At 64.6% G+C, this 17,218-nt stretch carries 21 protein-coding genes; 7 read left to right on the top strand and 14 right to left on the bottom strand.

The features are described from left to right. Positions 1–24: 24 nt before the first annotated feature. Positions 25–1,326, bottom strand: coding sequence for an ABC transporter substrate-binding protein (locus tag CIT39_RS13290; RefSeq protein WP_094974890.1), 1,302 nt, complete (start codon positions 1,324–1,326; stop codon positions 25–27). 187 nt (positions 1,327–1,513) lie between these two features. Between CIT39_RS13290 and CIT39_RS13285 the strand changes: the two genes are divergently transcribed. Together CIT39_RS13285 and CIT39_RS13280 are read left to right on the top strand one after the other, a co-directional pair. Continuing rightward, positions 1,514–2,533 carry a LacI family DNA-binding transcriptional regulator gene (locus CIT39_RS13285; RefSeq protein ID WP_244607571.1) on the top strand — a complete coding sequence of 340 codons (1,020 nt, stop codon included), beginning with the start codon at positions 1,514–1,516 and terminating at the stop codon, positions 2,531–2,533. 9 nt (positions 2,534–2,542) lie between these two features. Beyond that, positions 2,543–3,277, top strand: a complete 735-nt coding sequence (locus CIT39_RS13280) for an SDR family NAD(P)-dependent oxidoreductase (protein ID WP_094974891.1) — start codon at positions 2,543–2,545, stop codon at positions 3,275–3,277. A gap of 99 nt (positions 3,278–3,376) precedes the next feature. On the opposite strand, the gene CIT39_RS13275 is transcribed toward CIT39_RS13280, so the two are convergent. From CIT39_RS13275 to CIT39_RS13220, 12 genes are all read right to left on the bottom strand, one after another. Further along, positions 3,377–4,462 (bottom strand): YeeE/YedE family protein, encoded by a 1,086-nt coding sequence (locus CIT39_RS13275; protein WP_094975111.1) that lies wholly within the window; start codon positions 4,460–4,462, stop codon positions 3,377–3,379. Positions 4,463–4,563: 101 nt separating this feature from the next. After that, entirely contained in the window at positions 4,564–5,007 is a 444-nt protein-coding gene (locus CIT39_RS13270) for a DsrE family protein (RefSeq protein ID WP_094974892.1), read from the bottom strand. 10 nt (positions 5,008–5,017) lie between these two features. Beyond that, the gene (locus CIT39_RS13265) at positions 5,018–5,923 is read right to left on the bottom strand and encodes an alpha/beta hydrolase (RefSeq protein ID WP_094974893.1); all 906 of its coding nucleotides are present in this window, start codon (positions 5,921–5,923) and stop codon (positions 5,018–5,020) included. Between the two features lie 15 nt (positions 5,924–5,938). After that, a complete protein-coding gene (locus CIT39_RS13260) occupies positions 5,939–6,373 on the bottom strand; it encodes a DsrE family protein (protein WP_162308886.1) in 435 nt (144 codons plus the stop codon). Between the two features lie 26 nt (positions 6,374–6,399). Beyond that, complete coding sequence (locus CIT39_RS13255) at positions 6,400–7,092, bottom strand: c-type cytochrome (protein ID WP_162848638.1); 693 nt, start codon at positions 7,090–7,092, stop codon at positions 6,400–6,402. Then, positions 7,076–8,338 (bottom strand): sulfite dehydrogenase, encoded by a 1,263-nt coding sequence (gene soxC / locus CIT39_RS13250; RefSeq protein WP_094974896.1) that lies wholly within the window; start codon positions 8,336–8,338, stop codon positions 7,076–7,078. The genes CIT39_RS13255 and soxC overlap by 17 nt, the downstream gene beginning before the upstream one ends. 6 nt (positions 8,339–8,344) lie before the next feature. Next, the gene (soxB, locus tag CIT39_RS13245) at positions 8,345–10,036 is read right to left on the bottom strand and encodes a thiosulfohydrolase SoxB (RefSeq protein WP_094974897.1); all 1,692 of its coding nucleotides are present in this window, start codon (positions 10,034–10,036) and stop codon (positions 8,345–8,347) included. Positions 10,037–10,063: 27 nt separating this feature from the next. After that, positions 10,064–10,885 (bottom strand): sulfur oxidation c-type cytochrome SoxA, encoded by an 822-nt coding sequence (gene soxA, locus CIT39_RS13240; RefSeq protein WP_094974898.1) that lies wholly within the window; start codon positions 10,883–10,885, stop codon positions 10,064–10,066. Between the two features lie 28 nt (positions 10,886–10,913). Beyond that, on the bottom strand, positions 10,914–11,240 hold the full coding sequence (gene soxZ, locus CIT39_RS13235; RefSeq protein WP_094974899.1) for a thiosulfate oxidation carrier complex protein SoxZ: 327 nt from the start codon (positions 11,238–11,240) through the stop codon (positions 10,914–10,916). A 17-nt stretch (positions 11,241–11,257) separates the two neighbouring features. Next, the gene (gene soxY / locus CIT39_RS13230) at positions 11,258–11,710 is read right to left on the bottom strand and encodes a thiosulfate oxidation carrier protein SoxY (protein ID WP_094896300.1); all 453 of its coding nucleotides are present in this window, start codon (positions 11,708–11,710) and stop codon (positions 11,258–11,260) included. 19 nt (positions 11,711–11,729) lie between these two features. Next, on the bottom strand, positions 11,730–12,173 hold the full coding sequence (soxX, locus tag CIT39_RS13225) for a sulfur oxidation c-type cytochrome SoxX (protein ID WP_162848637.1): 444 nt from the start codon (positions 12,171–12,173) through the stop codon (positions 11,730–11,732). Between the two features lie 128 nt (positions 12,174–12,301). After that, positions 12,302–12,925: a SoxW family protein gene (locus tag CIT39_RS13220; RefSeq protein WP_181955152.1), complete on the bottom strand. Its 624-nt coding sequence runs from the start codon at positions 12,923–12,925 to the stop codon at positions 12,302–12,304. Between the two features lie 134 nt (positions 12,926–13,059). Between CIT39_RS13220 and CIT39_RS13215 the strand changes: the two genes are divergently transcribed. Continuing rightward, on the top strand, positions 13,060–13,686 hold the full coding sequence (locus CIT39_RS13215) for a hypothetical protein (RefSeq protein WP_094975113.1): 627 nt from the start codon (positions 13,060–13,062) through the stop codon (positions 13,684–13,686). A 2-nt stretch (positions 13,687–13,688) separates the two neighbouring features. Here CIT39_RS13215 and CIT39_RS13210 read toward each other — a convergent pair whose 3' ends face one another. Continuing rightward, positions 13,689–14,420, bottom strand: a complete 732-nt coding sequence (locus CIT39_RS13210) for a cytochrome c biogenesis CcdA family protein (RefSeq protein ID WP_094974901.1) — start codon at positions 14,418–14,420, stop codon at positions 13,689–13,691. A gap of 105 nt (positions 14,421–14,525) precedes the next feature. Here CIT39_RS13210 and CIT39_RS13205 point away from each other — a divergent pair, with 105 nt between their 5' ends. The 4 genes from CIT39_RS13205 (at position 14,526) to CIT39_RS13190 (ending at position 17,012) form a co-directional block, all read left to right on the top strand. Next, positions 14,526–14,897, top strand: coding sequence for a thioredoxin domain-containing protein (locus CIT39_RS13205; protein WP_094974902.1), 372 nt, complete (start codon positions 14,526–14,528; stop codon positions 14,895–14,897). A 37-nt stretch (positions 14,898–14,934) separates the two neighbouring features. Next, positions 14,935–15,285, top strand: a complete 351-nt coding sequence (locus tag CIT39_RS13200; RefSeq protein WP_028137430.1) for an ArsR/SmtB family transcription factor — start codon at positions 14,935–14,937, stop codon at positions 15,283–15,285. 73 nt (positions 15,286–15,358) lie between these two features. Further along, positions 15,359–16,438 carry a YeeE/YedE family protein gene (locus tag CIT39_RS13195; protein ID WP_094974903.1) on the top strand — a complete coding sequence of 360 codons (1,080 nt, stop codon included), beginning with the start codon at positions 15,359–15,361 and terminating at the stop codon, positions 16,436–16,438. Positions 16,439–16,736: 298 nt separating this feature from the next. Further along, positions 16,737–17,012 carry a hypothetical protein gene (locus tag CIT39_RS13190; protein ID WP_162848636.1) on the top strand — a complete coding sequence of 92 codons (276 nt, stop codon included), beginning with the start codon at positions 16,737–16,739 and terminating at the stop codon, positions 17,010–17,012. The last annotated feature ends 206 nt before the right edge of the window (positions 17,013–17,218 follow it).

Genomic DNA, 17,218 nt, shown 5'->3' with positions numbered 1-17,218 from the left:
AGCGAGCCAGCCGGCACCGGGCGGTCAGTTCAGCGCGATCAGCGCGTCCAGCGCCTTGTCGGCATCCGCGCAGGCCTGGTCGATCGGCTTTTGCTTCAGGATCAGATCCTGCACCGCCTGCCCGATGAATTCGCGCGACTGCGGATTGGCGACGATGGGATAACCGACTTCGGACGAGCCCTTGGTGGCGAGCACGTCGAGCGCGGCCTGCCATTCCTTGCGGACCGGCTCTTCGTCGATCCACTTGCGATACTCAGGGTCCTTGGCGACCGACGGACGCGGCGGGGCAATGCCCTGGAGCGCCATCTTCTTCTGCACTTCCGGGCTGGTCGCCCACTGCACGAAATACCAGGCGGCATCCGGCTGCTTGCTGTGCGAGGACACCGCCATGCCCCAGCCGATCGTGGTCGGCACCTGGCCGGCCTCGCCCGCCGGGAACGGCAACAGGCCGGTGTCCTTGAGGCGCGCACCGCCGTCCATGACGGTACGCAGCTCGTTGGAGGATTCGAACGCCATCGCGGCACGGCCGCTGCGATAGAGCGCAGAGATCTGCTGGAAGCTGTAATTGACGACGCCGGGCGGACCGAAATCGCGCAGCAGGCGGCTATAGGTGTCGAGCGCTTCCTTGCCCTTGGCCGAGCAGAGATTGGACTTGCCGTTCGCGATATAACTGCCGCCGATGTTGTGCAGCATGTTGCTGAAAGTGTAGGCGACCGCGGGCTTGAGGCCGCGCGAGACGAACGGCGTCACGGAGCTGTCGCAGGTCTTGATCTTCTCGGCCGCAGCCTCGACGTCCTTGATCGTCTTCGGCGCCTCGAGGCCGCACTTCTTGAAGATATCGGTGCGGTAATAGAAGATCGGACCTTCGAGATTCATCGGCATGCTGGTCAGCTTGCCGCCGAAAGTCGCCGCCTTCAGCAGCGCCTGGCTCAATCCAGCCGGATCATAGTCCTTGGCCACCTCGTTCTTGGCCATCGCAGTGAGATCGCCGTACCAGCCGGCAGCGGCGAACTGTTCGCCTTCGCGCGAGGGCAGCGTCATGAACACGTCGACCTCGTCGCTGTTCGCATTCATGACCGTGACCAGGCGCTGGCGCATCTGCTGTTCCTGGTAGCCGTCGACCTTGAGAATCATGCCGGTCAGCTTCTCGAAATCGGCCTTGTAGGTCAGCAACGCCTGCGAGACCGGATTGTTGTTGGCGAGAAAGGTGACTGTCTTGCCCTTGAACTTCATCCAGTCGAAATCGGCCGCGTGCGCCTGCGCGCTGACGGCGACAATCGCAAGAACAGGCAACGCGACGCGCGTCGCGAGCATCTTGGCCTTCATTGAACTCTCCTCCCGCTGGCGCCTTTTGCTGTCGGCACCTTATGAAAACGGTTACATCCTAAGCGCCACAGCATCTCTGTCAAGTGATGGACAATCGAACTTTTCCGCGGCATTATCGCGGATATTCTCCTTATTGCGGCTTGAGACGAGATTGTAACGTTACATGATAAACGGATCGTCCGCCAAATTGACGAAGCAAGGCATCCGCGCCGTCGCGGCGCGAGCCGGCGTGTCGACGGCGTCGGTCTCACGTGCGCTCAACAATCCCGATGCGGTGAGCTCGTCCCTGCGCGCGCGCATCGCGCAGGCTATCGACGCCGTCGGTTACATCCCTCACGCGCCGGCCCGCATTCTGTCATCGCGGCGGTCGCGTACGCTGGGCGCGATCGTGCCGACGATCGACAACACGATGTTCGCGCGCGGCATCGCTTCGCTGCAGAAGTACCTCTCTTCGGTGGGCTACATGCTGTTCCTCACCACGAGCGGATATGATCTCGACGTCGAACTGCAACAGGCCCGCAACCTGATCGGCCGCGGCGTCGATGGCCTGGTGCTGCGGGGCGACTGCCATCACGAAGGTTTGCGCAAGCTGCTCGCGGACAATGCGGTGCCTTTCATCAACGTCGGGATCTATCAGCCCGACCGGCCCTACCCTTGCGTCGGCACGAACAACGAAGCGGCCGCCCATCGAGCGGCCGCACATGTCATCGAGCTCGGCCATCGCCGGATCGGAATCGTTTCCGCGCTCCAGCGCAACAACGACCGCGCTGGCGCTAGAGTCGCCGGCTTTCGCCGCGCGCTCGCGGAGAACGGCCTGGAACTGCCTCCGGAATGGCATGTCGAAGTGCCCTATACCCTGGACGACGCGCGCGAAGCGGCCCGCCATCTCCTCAACCTCAGGGACCGCCCGACGGCAGTGGTCTGCGGCAACGACGTCATCGCCTATGGCGTCCTGCTGGAAGCGGAGCGTAGCGGCTTTTCGGTTCCGCGCGATCTGTCGGTCGTCGGCTTCGACGACCTCGACTGGAGCCGCCATCTGCGACCGAGCCTGACCACGATCCACGTCCCAACCGACGAGACCTGGCAGCGAGCCGGAGAATATCTGGTGCGCAACCTCGCCGGCGAGCAGACCATCATGCATCGCGAGGTCGATTTCTCACTGGTGGTTCGGGAATCGACGGCTCCGCCTCCCCCAATCCTGAAGTGAGATCCTCCGATGAGTGCCAGCTTTTCTCTCACCCCCGGCTTTCATGCCGTCGTGGTCGGCGGTGCCGGCGACATCGGCGCCGCGATCAGCAACCAATTCTGCGATCTCGGGGCGACGGTGACCGCCACAGGCGTCAATGATGCCGATCTCGCACGCTCCCTGCTCAAGCCGCGCACTGGACTTGCGCTCGCGACGCTCGATGTCACGAGCGATGAAGCCGTGGCGTCACTCGCAGCGCAACACCAACGCGTCGATGCGCTGATCAATTGCGCCGGCATCCTGGCGCGGGACAAGGAATACGAGATCGAGACCTTCATGAAAGTGCTCGACGTCAATCTCACGGGCACGTTTCGGACCTGCATGGCGTTTCGCTCGCAGCTGGCGAAGATGAACGGCTCGATCGTCAACATCGCCTCGATGAATGCCACCCTGGCGCTGCCGCGGATTCCGGCCTATTGCGCCAGCAAAGGCGGCGTCGTGATGCTGACCAAGGCGCTGGCCCTGGCGTGGGCCGAAGACGGCATCCGCGTCAACGCCGTCGCACCCGGCTATGTCGAAACCGCGATCAACGCCGCCGGCCGCACCGACCGCGCCCATTATCAGCGCATCGCCGACCGCACCGCCTTCAAGCGCTGGGGACAGCCCGAGGACATCGCCGGTGCCGTCGCCTTCCTCTGCATGCCAGCCTCGCAATACGCGACCGGAACGGTGGTCGCGGTGGATGGCGGGTTTCTGGCGGGGTAGTGGCCGGCGCGGCCGCAGGTGCGCCAGGATGCCGATGATGAGGAACGTCTTCTTGCGGCCGATGAGGTCGCTCAGCGCGCCGACCAAGACCGCGGCGATTCAGCGGCTCGCTGCCGGCAAGCTCGTCGTCTGCTGCGGCATGCCGGCGCGATCGACGAGCAGGTCCGTGAGCCCCGCCCCCAGCCACATGCCACCGAGCACGAGCCAGGCGGTGAGTGCGAAGACCGAGGCACCGGTCACGCCGGCGCCAACCGCGCAGCCGCCGGCGAGCATCGCGCCGAACCCCATCAGCACCGCGCCGAGCAGGTAGCGCCGCATGCCGAGCCCATCAGAAAATCCCTCGAGCTTCAGCTCATGCGCGTGCGCCGCGGCCAGAAACGAGCCGAGAAACACGCCGGGGACGATGCCAAGATCGAAGCCGAGCCGGAGCTGCGCGCTGTTGAGCACCAGCATCAGCAACTCGGCCGACGGTCCGCTGAAGGTGAGGCTCTTCAGCGTCACCGGCGCGAACGAAGCTTGCGACAGCTGGTAGGTGAAGAGCCAGCCGGCGACGACGGCCGTTCCGGCTGCGAGCGCAGCAAGGATCAGCCGGCGCGGCAACCGGCTGCGAAAGGCAAAGGACAGCCCCGCAATCAGCCACACCGCTCCGAAGGCAAGCTTCTCGGGCGTGCCGGCACCGAACATCGCCATAATGTCGCGCGACGGGCCACCATCGACCAGCCACAGATTGGTCACCCATTCGCGCGCGGGCGACAGCAGGCCGCGATAGGAGGCCTGCGCGGTCACCGCAAACACCAGCCCCGACAATAATGCCCGCAGATTGCCATTGGCCGAGAGCACCAGCAGCCGGCTGGCGCAGCCGCGCGCCAGGATCATCCCGCAACCGAACATGACGCCGCCGAGCAGTGCTCCGGAGATGCTTCCCTGCTGCGCGAGCTGACGCGCCTCCGATACGTCGAGCCAGCCGAGCGCGACCAAGCCTTGCGTGCCCACCAGCGCCGCGGCAAAGGTCAGGAGCCAGACCGCAAGGCGCGGCCCGCCCTCGCCGCGGGAGAATTCGACCGCCGCGGCACGCAGACAGAAGCGGCTGCGCTGGGCGAAGAACCCGAACAGGCCTCCGGCCAGAAGGCCGCCGAGCCAAGACAGCCGGTCTTCACCCAAGAGATCGATGATCGGCGTCAGCACGTCTGCCTCGGCTGTTCCTGCGAGCATGCAATTCTAGCGATTGGGCCGTCACTTCCCATGAGCCAGATCAAAGCTCGACACCGCAGGATGCCGGAGCGGCCTCATGGCCGTAGATAGGCATATCCCTGCTGTTGCAGCTCGGCGAGCCGCACCACGCCGCCCTTCTCGGCCACCACGAAGCCGGGCGTGAGGTCGTCCAGCTTGACGCCCTGCGCCTTCATCGTGTTGGCGCAGGCGTCGAAACCAACGCCGGCATCGACGAGCTTCGTCATCATCGCAACGGTGTGCTCCTGTGCCGCGAGCGCGTGGAAGGCTCGCAGCGCCGGCCCGTGCACCACCAGCCTGATGTCAGCCTTCCCAGGTCCGCCGACGCCGTCGACATGGTTCTGCAGATTGCCCAGAACGAAGACGACACGATCGGCATCGGCGAGATGATAGACGACGCGCTGTCGCGCGGACGCTTCCGTCGCAGCGGACGCCTGGCGCACCGCGAAGGCACCAAATAGTCCGGCAAGGCTCGCGCGAAGCATGGATCGACGCTGCATGGTCCCCCTCCTATCGTGTCTGCTTGATGAATTCGGCGATGCGGTCGGCGACGTCTTCCGCGAACAGATCGCGAAAGAAATGATCGGCATCCTCGATCGTGTCGAGCTGGACTCTGCCTCCGCTCGAACCCGCAAGCGAAGCGAAGGCGTCGGCAACGTCGGGCACGACGCTATCCTTGGTTGCGGCGAGCACCAGCACCGGCAGCTTCACGCGCGCCACCAGCGCGGCCGTGTCCTGGCCGGCATCGGCACCGTAGAACGAAGCAAGGGCCCGCGCGGTGACTACGGCATTGCGACAATAGATGAAGCCGGGGACGTCCATCCACTCCCCGCCCGAGCCCGCCGCAACCGCCTTCGTTGCCAGCTCCAGAAACGGTTCGAGCGGCCTGCCGTAGGTCGTGGCGTAGGAGGCGCGCAGATCGACCTCGGCTTTTGCGGTCACCGGCGCCAGCAGCACCGCACCCGCCACCGGCGGGGCTTCGCCGGCCGCGAGATACCGCGCGACCTGGTTGCCGCCGCGCGAATGGCCGAACGCGAAGACGAGCCGGGACAGGCCCTTCGCCCGCGCCACCCAGGCGCCGATCTCGGCAATTGCATCCCCGACGACATAGTCATGCCGCGCGGCGCAGTCATACATGCCCTTGCGGCGATCGAGCCCGAGCGACAACGTATGAGCTAGCGAAGCGATGCCGCGCTGCTCCAGCGCCTTGGCAACGCCCTGGATGACCTCCATGTCCTTGTGCGCGAGCGTGCCATGGGTCATCACGACGAGCGGTGTGTCCGGTGTCATCGTGGCGGGTGTGCGCAGCGTTGCAAGTGTGGTGCGGCTGTCGACCGACAGTTCGAGCTCCTGCTCGGCCGCATATCCGGACCCTGCGAACGCGAGCAAAATGGCCAATCCCAGCAACCATCGCATCGTTGGCTCTCTCCCCTATGGCCGGACAATCGTCCAGTTCTTCTCCGCAAGTTCCATCAGCGCGGCAACCCCGACCTGTGTGACGCTGACGCCCTCGATCAGCGGCGGCCGCCTATCCTCCTTCGCCGCCAGCGTCTCCAGCGTGTTGCCGCAGGCGATGAAGCTCACATTGGGCATCGATTTCAGGAAATTCACCAGGCGCTCCTTCACCGGCGAACGGTCCGCGAGCAGCATGTCGAGGCCGCCGTTGAAGGCGACCACTGCGATCTCGACGTCCTCGCCTTGCCCGGAATAATGCCGCGAGACGTTGGCCGCAACATCGAGGACCGCGCGCATCTTGACCGGGTCGTCGTCGCTGATCTGCAGCGCGAGCCTGTGAGGTTCCGCCGCCCGGGCCAGAGCCGGATGGAAGATGACGAACAGGCCGGCCGCGAGAGCCGCATGCAGCAGCGTGCGGCGGCTCGCCCGGCCGTCTCTCACTCCACGCCCCGCGACTTCTTCTCCTTGCCGTCCTCGGGCGTCACGTCGATGGCGGCAGCGCGCCCGGTGATCTTCACCGGAGCGATGCAGTCCTTCATGCAGGGGTCCTTCTGCCAGAAAGACTTCTCGCTAGTGGCGCGGTCGTCCATCACGAAGCCCTGCTCGTTCGGCATCTTGATCGTGGCAAGGGTCTTCTTGTTCAGCTCGAAGTTCTGATCGGTGATGACGTCGTTCAGATAGAGGACGTAAGCGACCAGCGCATAATATTCATCGACAGACAAGGATCCCGTATTGCCATAAGGCATGGCGTGACGGACGTAGTCGAACACGGTGGACGCGTAGGGCCAGTACGAGCCCACCGTCTTGACCGGATTGTCCGAGGTCAGCGAGCCCTTGCCGCCGGCCAGAACCGGCCAGCGGCCGTTGCCCTCGCCGAACTCGCCGTGGCAGGACGAGCAATTGTCCATGAACAGCTTTTCGCCCTCGGCGACCGTGCCCTTGCCTTCCGGCAAGCCTTGGCCGTCGGGCCGCACATCGATGTCCCAGCCGCGGATCTCGTCCGCGGTCGGCACGCGGCCGATGTGATAGCGGGGACCGCCCTTCGCGTCCACCTTCTGCTGCGAGACTGCAGGCGCGCTCAGCGCGCAGGCCGTCAGCGCGACGGCGATGAGCTTAAGCGACTTCGACATTCTCGACCTCACCATTGGCCTGCACATGCCAGGTCTGGATGCCATTGTTGTGATAGATGGAGTTGACGCCGCGAATCTTGCGCAGCTCGGCCTTGCTCGGCTGCACGTAGCCGGTCTCGTCCTGCACTCGTGATTGAAGCAGCAGGGGCTCGCCGTTCCAGTCGAACTCGTAGTAGAAGCGCGTCAGCGCCTTGTCGAGAACCGGCCCGTCGAGCCGCGCCGGCCACCAATTGCGACCGCCGTCGAGCGAGACGTCCACGCGCTTGACCTTTCCGTTGCCGCTCCAGGCTAGACCCGAGACGATGGTAAAGCCTTTGCCGTGCTTGATCGGCGCCTGCGGGCTCGGGCTCGTGATCACGGACTTGGCGTCCATCGACCAGGTGAAGCGGCGCGCCTTGCCGTTCGGCATGAGGTCAGTGTATTTCGACGTCTCCTCGCGGGTGTGCCAAGGCTGATCACCGACCTTGATGCGGCGCAGCCACTTGACCCAGAGATTGCCCTGCCAGCCCGGCACCACGAGCCGCATCGGATAGCCTTGCTCAGGATAGAGCGCCTCGCCGTTCATCTTGTAGGCGATGATGCAGTCGTCGAGCGCCTTCTCGATCGGCAGACTGCGATCCATCGTGGCGGCATCGGCTCCCTCGACCAGCAGCCACTTGCCGTTGCTCTTGACGCCGGCTTCTTCCAGCAGGGTGCGCAGCGAGACGCCGGTATATTGCACGCAGTGGATCATGCCGTGAGTGAACTGGCAGCCATTGAGCTGGGCGCCGCGCCATTCCATGCCCGAATTCGCCGCGCATTCCATGAAGTGGATGCGATTGACGCGCGGATAGCGCTTCAGCTCCTCCAGCGTGAGAATGAGCGGACGCTCGACGAGGCCATGGATCATCAGGCGGTGATCAGCCGGATCGACCTCGGCGATGCCGCCGTGATGGCGCTCGAAGCAGAGGCCGTTCGGGGTAATGATGCCTTCGAGCTCGTGCAGCGGCGTGAAGCTCACCGAGGATTCGCGCGAGGCAGTCAGCCATTCGACGTCGCGCCGGACGACGTCCTTCTCGAATTTCGACGGCTTGCCGTACGGGCGCACGGCGACGCCCTCGCCGAGCGACTTCGTCCACTCGGGCACATTAGGCGGCTGGTTGGCGGGATTTCCGCCAGCGGCTGCCGGTCTTGCCAGCATGGCGGCCGCGACGCCGGCGCCGGTGGCCAGGAAGCTGCGACGGGATTGGCTGTCTGTTTTCGACATCGCTTCTTACGCTCCGGTAACTTTGACGGCCCTGTTGGGCTCGAGCCGAACGGTTTTCTGTCGCGTCAAATAGTTCGCGACGACGTCCCAGATCGGCGGCCCTTCGGTTCCTTCGTTGACGCTGGCCCAGCCGGCGACCTGGTATTCCCTGGTGGGATCGATCGGCGTGCCGGTCTTGAGAACCTGCATGTCGGAGATACGCTGCCCCTGCGGCTTGGTGACGTCGATCGCGTAAGACAGTCCGCCGATCCGCACCATGTCGCCACCCTGCTGGTAATAGGGATCGGCGTTGAAGAGATTGTCGGCGACGTCCTCGATGATCTCCTTCAACCGGCTGCCCGTCATGCCCATGCGGTAGACCGCGGGATAGGTGATCGCGGTAGCGTTCGTGACGTCCTCGAAGGTGATGTCCTGCCCCGGCAGCACGCTGGTGCCCCAGCGGAAGCCAGGCGACAGCGCGATCTCGGCATCGCGCTCCTGCATCAGCGCCTGGCAGATCAGGTCATCAAACGTGCCGTTGAAATTGCCACGCCGATAGAGCAGCGAGTCGGTCTTGCCGAGCACCTTGGCCAGCTCGGACGCGAACGGCTTGCGGACCTCGGCGATCTTCGCGGCCATCTCGGCGTCCGCCGTGATCACATCGGAGAACAGCGGAATCAGCTTGTAACGGAACGCCTTGACCTCGCCGTCGCGGACGTCGAGATCGAGCCGCGAGACGAACTTTCCGGAGGAGCCTGATGCGATCAGCAGGGTCTTGCCGACCTTGACGGCCTCGGGCAGCGCGTCATGGGTATGTCCGGTCAGGATGACGTCGATGCCCTTGACACGGGTCGCGAGCTTGCGATCGACGTCGAAGCCATTGTGGGACAGCAGCACGACGAGTTGCGCACCACCCTTGCGCGCCTTGTCGACCTGAGCCTGGACGTCCTCCTCGCGCACGCCGAATGACCAGTTCGGAATCATCCAGCGCGGATTGGCGACCGGTGTATAGGGGAACGCCTGGCCGAGCACCGCGATCTTGACGCCGCCGCGCTCGATCATGGTCGAGGCGTCGAAGGCCGCCTCGTTCCACTCGGTATCGCGGATGTTGAGACCGAGGAAGGGAAAGCCGAGCCCGTCGATCGCCTGCTTGACGCGCTCGGTGCCATAGGTGAACTCCCAATGGCCGGTCATGGCATCGGGCTTGAGCAAGGCCATGCAGTCGATCATGTCCTGGCCGCGCGTTTTCAGCGAGGACCATGAGCCCTGCCAGGTGTCACCGCCGTCGAGCAGCGCAACCTTGTCGCCGCGCTCGGCACGGATCGCCTTGATCACGGTTGCGGCGCGATCGAGCCCGCCGATCCGGCCGTAGCTCTTGGCAAGCGCCTCGAAATCCTCCGAGGTCAACGCATAGGCCGCGGACGAGCCGGGCGCGATGCCGAAACGGGCGAGAAACTCCCTGCCGGTGACGTGCGGCGGAAGCCCCTTGGCCTCGCCCACCCCGAGATTGGTCGAGGGTTCACGGAAATAGAGCGGCATCAGCTGGCCGTGGATATCGGTCACGTGCACCAGCGTGACGTTGCCGAGTGGCTCGAACGCCAGCAACTCCTTCTCGGTCAGGCGCTGCTGGGCGACCGCCCGGGTCAGGCCGGAGCCGACGCCGGTCGAGAGTGCCGCCGTTGCCGCGGCAACCTGAATGAACTCGCGCCGAGAGATCATGCGCAATACTCCTGCAAGCTCATCGTTTCAGTTGCGAACCGACGGCGTCTCGACCGGCAACCCGATGCCGCGCCAGGCGACATAGAGCTCGAGCGCAAGGAAGTCGTCCGAGAGCGGCTTGAACGGCTCGGCGCGCACGTCGAACATGCAGCCCTCGAACCGCTCATGCAGCGGCACCAGGCGTTGGTCGCGCAGCCGATAGGTCGGGAAGCCGTTGGTCTGACCCTGACTCAGGAAGTCCGCACGCATGAACTTTCCGTTGTTGCGTTCGTGGCACGACGCGCAGGCGAGATCGAGCTGTCCATAGCGCGTGTAATAGGTCTGCTTGCCGCGCTCGAACCACGGCGACATCGGCCCGTCGGTCTTCACCGCCACCGGCATGCCGTGCGATTGGTATCGCACGAAAGTGGTCATGTCGGTCAGCTCTCTAGATTTGAATTTCCAGGGCTCCGCCTTCATGTGCTCGCTGCGGCAGATGTTGATGCGCTGCTCGAGATTGACCGGCTTCTTGAGCTTGTCGTCCCATTTCGGCATCGCCGCGCCGACGCCCTTCATGCTGGTCTCGGCCTCGCCGTGGCAGCTCATGCAGGACTTGCCTTCGCTCCCCTCGACCTTCTTCCAGGCATCCGCCGCGCGCTCCACCGCGAGGAAGCCCGGGTTCTCCAGGTCGTCGTCCTGCAGGGCTCGCGTTTCCTTGGTGCGGAACTGGTAGCCGGAGATGATGGTCTTGAAGACGTGTCCGGGAGGCGCCGGGATGCCCTTGCGTTCGGCCTCCTGCGCGGAGGCGCACGTCGCCCATGATGCGGCCGCGGCGATCGCGACAGCTAGTCCAATATAGCGCGACAGCATCCGCCCTCTCCCTCGAAGCTCTATGGCATTACGCCTTGAGCGCGATCTTCTCTTCGGCCGTGATCACCGAGCCGTCGTCATCGGTCCAGGCGAACTTGAACGTCCCGGCTTCGTCGATCCTGGCGTCGAACTGGATGTAGGGGTTGGCCGAGATCGCCGGTTCGAGTGCGCAGGAGAACACCGGCTTGCCGTTGAACTCGCAGGTGAACTTGTTGATGATCTTGCGCGGTATAGGCTTGCCCTGCGCGTCCTTGCGCTGGCCCGACTCCATGACATGCGAGACCAGGGTCTTGATCTGGATGATTTCGCCCTTGGCCGCTTCCTTGGGAAGCTTGAGGCGCGGTTTCTCTGCCATCGTCCGTCTCCTTTAGCTTAGCCGCCGCAGCCGCCGATTGTGACCTTGACGGTCTTCTGCTCCGTGAACAGCGACCCGTCGCTCATTTTTGCGACCGCAACCACGTTCTGCGTGGTGGCGAGCCGGATCCGGATCGATGCTTCCGCCTTGCCCGAGAGCGGCGTGAACATCAGCGTCGCGACACCGGCGTTCGGATTGCCGTCCGCGAGGATCATGACTTCCTTGACATAGGAGTCCGCGGTCATCGGGCTTTCCACCGTGAGCGACAGAGGCACGGTGTTGCCGTTTTCCGCGATCTCAGGCAGGTCGAGCGAGATCTTGCCCTTGACCGGTTGCTTGCCGCCGGTGAACTTCTCGATCCACTTCGCCGCGTCGCCCGTCACTTCGGCATCGGCCGCCATGGGCATCAGGGTCAGCATGACGAAGCCGCCCCCGAGCGCAAATGCCTGCCGTCGATTGATGGCTTTCATTCCTTAGTCCTCCTCGCCGTCAGTTCAGCGTCTTGAGATAGGCGACCACGTCCTCGACCTGCGCGGCCGTCAGAATTGACTTGCCGACGAACTCCGGGCGCACCCGGCTAAGCCCCTCGTTCCTGAAGAACGCCGGCATGACGGTGTCGGTGAAGATGCGCTTGGGATCGGCGATGATGAGGCGCAATTGCGCCTCGGTGTAGCGGCCGGCGACGCCGTCGAGCGACGGGCCGAACTCGCCATGGAAATCCTCGGACTTCAGGCTGGTAACCTGGTGGCAGGCTAGGCAATTGCCGAGCGTGCGCGTCAAGAACACCTTCTTGCCGGCATCGGGATTGCCCGGCGCACCGGTCAAGGATTTGGGTAACGCGTCATTGACGACATCTAGCTTGATCGGCTCCTGCGCGCAGGCGCTTCCGGCCGAGAGACATAGTGCAAACGCAGCCGCGAGCGAGCGCCGCATGTTTCCTACCCTTATGGCGAGGTGACGCCCGCCTCGTTTTGCGATGGACTCACGATCCATCAAATTCAGCTATTATGATATGTTCATATGAAAGGCGGCGTCAAGCGAATTTCGAAACAGGCTCTCGGTCAGCCGTTCGCGGCCAGAAAATCCCGGAACGAGCCGCGCTCATAGGCGCGCTCCCGCACGAAGCGAAACATCGCCAGGAAGTGCGGCGGCTTGAGATAACCCGGGGCGCGGGCCACTTCGCGCGCCATCGCGTCCTTTGCGTCGAGACCATCAGGGGATGGCGGAAAGAACTGAAAGGTCGGCGTGAACCGGATCCCGTATTTTTGGGCGAGCTCTTTCTCTGATAGTTCCTGGCGATCGAAGTCCGTCACCTTGCGCGAACCGATCAGATTGAGTTGCAACACCTCGAAATTGTCGCGGATATAGGTCGCGATGCCGGCATCGGCGAAGTTGACCAGATGCGTCTCGCGGCAATAGGGGCAGCCCCGCAGCTCCCACATGATGGCGAGGCGCTTGCCGCCGGCCGCCGCGCTCTCCAGGTCCTCGCGCAGATCGAGGAAACTCTGCAGAAACCAGGGCTCGTGATAGAGCCCGTCTTCTCCGACCGGGGGCTCGGTCGCCGCCGCGCGGCGGCCGGCCAAAGCCGCGCTTGCCGCGAATGCCAGGAGGCCGCGGCGTGTCAGCCCGAGAAGCGACGTCGGGATTTCGTGCGTCGGAAGATCTTGCGCGTTGCTCATTTTCATTATGATATTCGAATACACGAATGTGACAAGGAGATCCGAATTTGCGCTGCACCATCGCGCTGCTGGCGTGGCTGGCCTCGACCGCGCTCGCGCCCGGCGCGGAAGCCGATAGACCTGCGGATGTCGCATCGGCGATGGCGCCGATCATGGCCAGTCTGCGCACGGCCGCGAGCTATGCGCGCACCGGAAATGTCGCGCTGGCACAGATCGAGACCGAAGAGGCGATCGCCCGGTGGAAACGGCTCGCTCCGAACGCGTCCGGTGTCCTGCCCGCCAACGCGCCGGCCGGATGGCCGGGATTTCTCGACCGGGGGCACGAACGACTGACCACAGCGACGGGCGCGCTGGAGCGAGGCGACACTGTCGCCGCCGGCCGTGAGTTGCTTGCGCTTCGACAGGCTTTTCACGCGCTCAGACGTCACGCGGGGCTCTACGATCTCGGCGATTGCATCTTCGAGATCGCGCCCGCCATGGAGACCTTGCGTGTCGCGGCCATCAGATATGGCGAACAGCCGGCACCGGCGAACGCTGAGGAAACCGTTTCCGCCGCAGGCGCGTTCCGCGATCGGCTCGTACGCTGTAACGAATGGGCAAATAGCGAGATCGCCGCCCAGGGCGAATTCCGCCGCCTGATCGACGGCGCAATCGCCAGCAGCAGCGCGATCGCCCATGCCGTGATGGCGGGCGACGGCCCCCTGGTGCATCGTTACCTGATCGAGCTGCAGTCCTTCGCCCAGTTGCTCGACTTTCGCTACGGCTAGCCTCAGCCGATACTGGTCAGTCCAGGAAAATACTCGAGCAGCCATTCCGAGACCGCGGGCATCAATCCGGTCAGGAACATCAGGCCGGTCGCGACCAGGAAAACGCCCATCGTCTTCTCGATCAGGCCGAGATGCCGGCGCACACGGCCGAGCGCGGCGATGAAGCGGCCGGTGAAGGCCGCCGCGATCAGGAAGGGAATGCCGGTCCCGACCGAATAGGCGAGCAGCAGCAGCGCCCCTCGCCCGGTCGTGTCCTCCGAGCCCGCCATCAGCAGAACGGCAGCGAGGATCGGGCCCGCGCAGGGCGTCCAGCCGAACGCAAAGGCCAAGCCCATGACGAAGGCCCCCGCCACGCCGGCCGGGCGGTTGTCGACCTGCACGGTCGCGCTGCGATAGAGCAGCGGAATCCTGAGCAACCCCAGAAAATGCAAGCCCATCACGATAATCAGCCCGCCGGCGACGATGCCGAGCGTCGACAGATGTGCGGAGATGAAGCGTCCCGCGATCGACGCGGTGGAGCCGAGCGCGACGAACACCAGCGAAAAGCCCGCCACGAAGGCCAGAGCGGAGATCAGGATCCGCGGCCGCAGATCCGGCCGGTCGCCGGACAGATCCGTGACCGAGACACCGGCCATGTAGCAAAGGAAGGGCGGCACCAGAGGCAGGATGCAGGGCGACAGAAACGACAACAGGCCCGCGACAAAGGCCGCACCAAGCGTGACATCCAAGGTCATTTCCGCCCCATCCCTAGCACATATACGAATTTAATGATATAAGACGTCAAGGGCGTTTGGGAAGCAAGTCCGCCAATCAAGCCCGCAAAGGCCCGATTACGCAGCATGAACAGAAACGCCGTTTGGCTCGCCCTCACCGTCGGGCTCGCGCTGCCCGCTACGGCGTCGCGCGCCGCCGAGCTCATCATGTTCGAGCGGCCCGGCTGCGCCTGGTGCGCACGCTTCAACGCCGAGATCGCGCCGATCTACGGCAACACCGACGAAAGCCGGGCTGCACCGTTGCGCCGGGTCGACCTGAACAGCCCCCGTCCCGCCGATCTCGCCGGAATCGATCCGGGTCCCTTCACGCCGACCTTCGTCGTGGTACAAGAGGGCCGTGAGATCGGGCGCATTCGCGGCTATCCCGGGGATGCCTTCTTCTTCGGCCTGTTGGGCCGAATCCTGTCAAATGCGGGATCGGAACCCAAGGGGTCGTGACCGTTCTTGCGGATTTTGCTGAGAGGAACTTGACGCGATGCCGTTGCCGAAGCTGAAGGAAATCGAGGGCTCCGCCGAACTCGAGCAGATGATCGAGAAGGCGCGCGAGGCCAGCGACATGCTCAAGGCGCTGTCGCACGAGTCCCGATTGCTGCTGCTCTGCATCCTGGCCGAGGGCGAGAAATCCGTGACCGAGCTCGAGCAGTTCCTGGGCGAGCGACAATCGACCGTCTCGCAGCAGCTCGCGCGGCTGCGACTCGATCGGCTGGTGACGACCCGCCGCGACGGCAAGACGATCTACTACAGTCTCGCGAGCGAGGACGTCCGCAAGATTCTCACCGCCGTCTACGACGTGTTCTGCGAGCCGGTGCGCCGGCGCCGCCGGTAGTTCTCCGCGCTGGCTTTTCGCGCCCCACCGGCGCAGACTACCCGCGGACAGAAACAAAAAAGAAGCGGGAGGAATGCTCAGTCCTTCGACCATGGCGTTTGCATGCGGGCTTGCCGCCGGTGCCGTGCTCGGCGTTGCCGGCCGCGCGGGACGTTTCTGCACGCTGGCGATGCTCGAGGACGCCTTCTTCGGATCGGATTTTCGCCGGCTGAAATCCTTTGCGCTGGCCGCTTCAGTCGCCCTGCTCGCGACCCAGGCGCTCGCCGCGTTCGGCATCGTCGACCTGTCGCGGTCGATCTACCTGACGGCATCGATCGGCCTTGGCGGTGCGATCATTGGCGGGCTGATGTTCGGCGTCGGCATGGCCCTGGTCGGCACCTGCGGCTTCGGCACGCTGGTGCGCGTCGGCGGTGGCGATCTACGTGCCATCGTTGTCTTTCTCGTGCTCGGCCTGTCGGCGCTCGCGACCATGCGCGGCATCACCGGCATGCTGCGCCTGAAGCTGATCGAGCCGTTGTCGTTGCGGCTGCCCGAGGGAAGCACCCAGACTTTGACCTCGCTGCTCGGTGCAGGCGGCGCGATGCGCGCGATCCTCGTTGTGGCAATTGCCGCCGCGCTCGCCTTCTGGGCCCTTGCGGATGGCAGACTGATCCGGTCGCCGCGGCTGCTGAGCTCCGGTCTTGCCGTCGGCGCCACGATCGCGTTCGGCTGGTTTGCGACCGGATGGCTTGCCGACGACGAGTTCGATCCCGCGCGGGTCGCCTCGCTCACCTTCGTGGCGCCGCTTGGTGACGCCATTCTCTACATCGCCACCTTCTCCGGCGCGCGGCTCAATTTCGGCATCGGCTCGGTTGCCGGCGTTGTCGCCGGCTCGTTTGCCGCCGCGATGCTCGCGCGCGGCTTCCGCTGGGAGGCTTGCGACGACGCTCGCGAGTTGAAGCGTCACATGACCGGCGCACTCTTGATGGGCATTGGCGGCATCATGTCGTTGGGCTGCACCGTCGGTCAGGGCCTGAGCGCGTTCTCGACGCTCGCGGTTTCGGCACCCGTCACGATGGTGGCCATCGCCTGCGGCGCGCGCCTCGGGCTCGAGTTCACGATGACCGGCGAGTGGCTACCGGCGGTCCGCAGACTGTTCGGGGTCTCGACCTGACGAATTCGCCTTGATGGGCCGAGCCGATCTCTACCACCCAAACACGAAATTTGAAAAACAACCCCATGCACAGTAGCCAGGCGGTTGGCGGCACTATGCTTTTTCGAACGGCAAAGCCGGCCCAACGGACCCGCTTCGGAACAGATGTTTGACCCGTCAGGCAAAACACCGACGTTCGGCCGCAGAAAGGGTCAGCCAGGACGAACCGGCCTGTCTCAATTCCCTTGATCTTGATCAACGATCCGCCCGCCAATTATGGACCGATCAGACCCGTAACCGCAAAAGAATGGAGGTCGTCATGACGTCTAGTATGCTGGGAAAACTATTGGTTGCGGCTATCGTGGCCGGTGTCGGAATGTCTGTCTCGTTCGGCTGGTCATCCAACGAGACACCATCGCTGTCCTTCAGCCAAGCGGACGCGCGGGTCGGGCGTCCGCTGACGCCCGTATCCGTCGCCGGCGTGGCACGCCGGACCACCAGGCGCGCGGTCGTCGGGACCGCAGCCGTCGGCGCAGCGGCGGCGGGCACGGCCTGCGTACGCGTGCTGGTCAACGGGACCTACGTCTGCCGCTGACCGCCCCCTTTGGAATTGGCACGAGGAAGCCGACCGCTGCGGATGAATAGCATTCGCGGCGGTCCGACCTCGCGCCGCTCAAGACGGCGCCCGCACCGTCGGCTCGTACGTCACGCAGTCAGGCAGAAAGCCGACAAGCCAGTCGTATGACCTCTTCTCCAGCTTCGGAAAGAGGGGCGCAGGCTCGCGTCTGAGAAACGCGGCGC

Source organism: Bradyrhizobium symbiodeficiens (genome assembly GCF_002266465.3).
Lineage (GTDB): Bacteria > Pseudomonadota > Alphaproteobacteria > Rhizobiales > Xanthobacteraceae > Bradyrhizobium > Bradyrhizobium symbiodeficiens.
The sequence above is the reverse complement of the archived record's forward strand: the minus strand, read 5'-3'. Positions and strand labels throughout refer to the sequence as shown.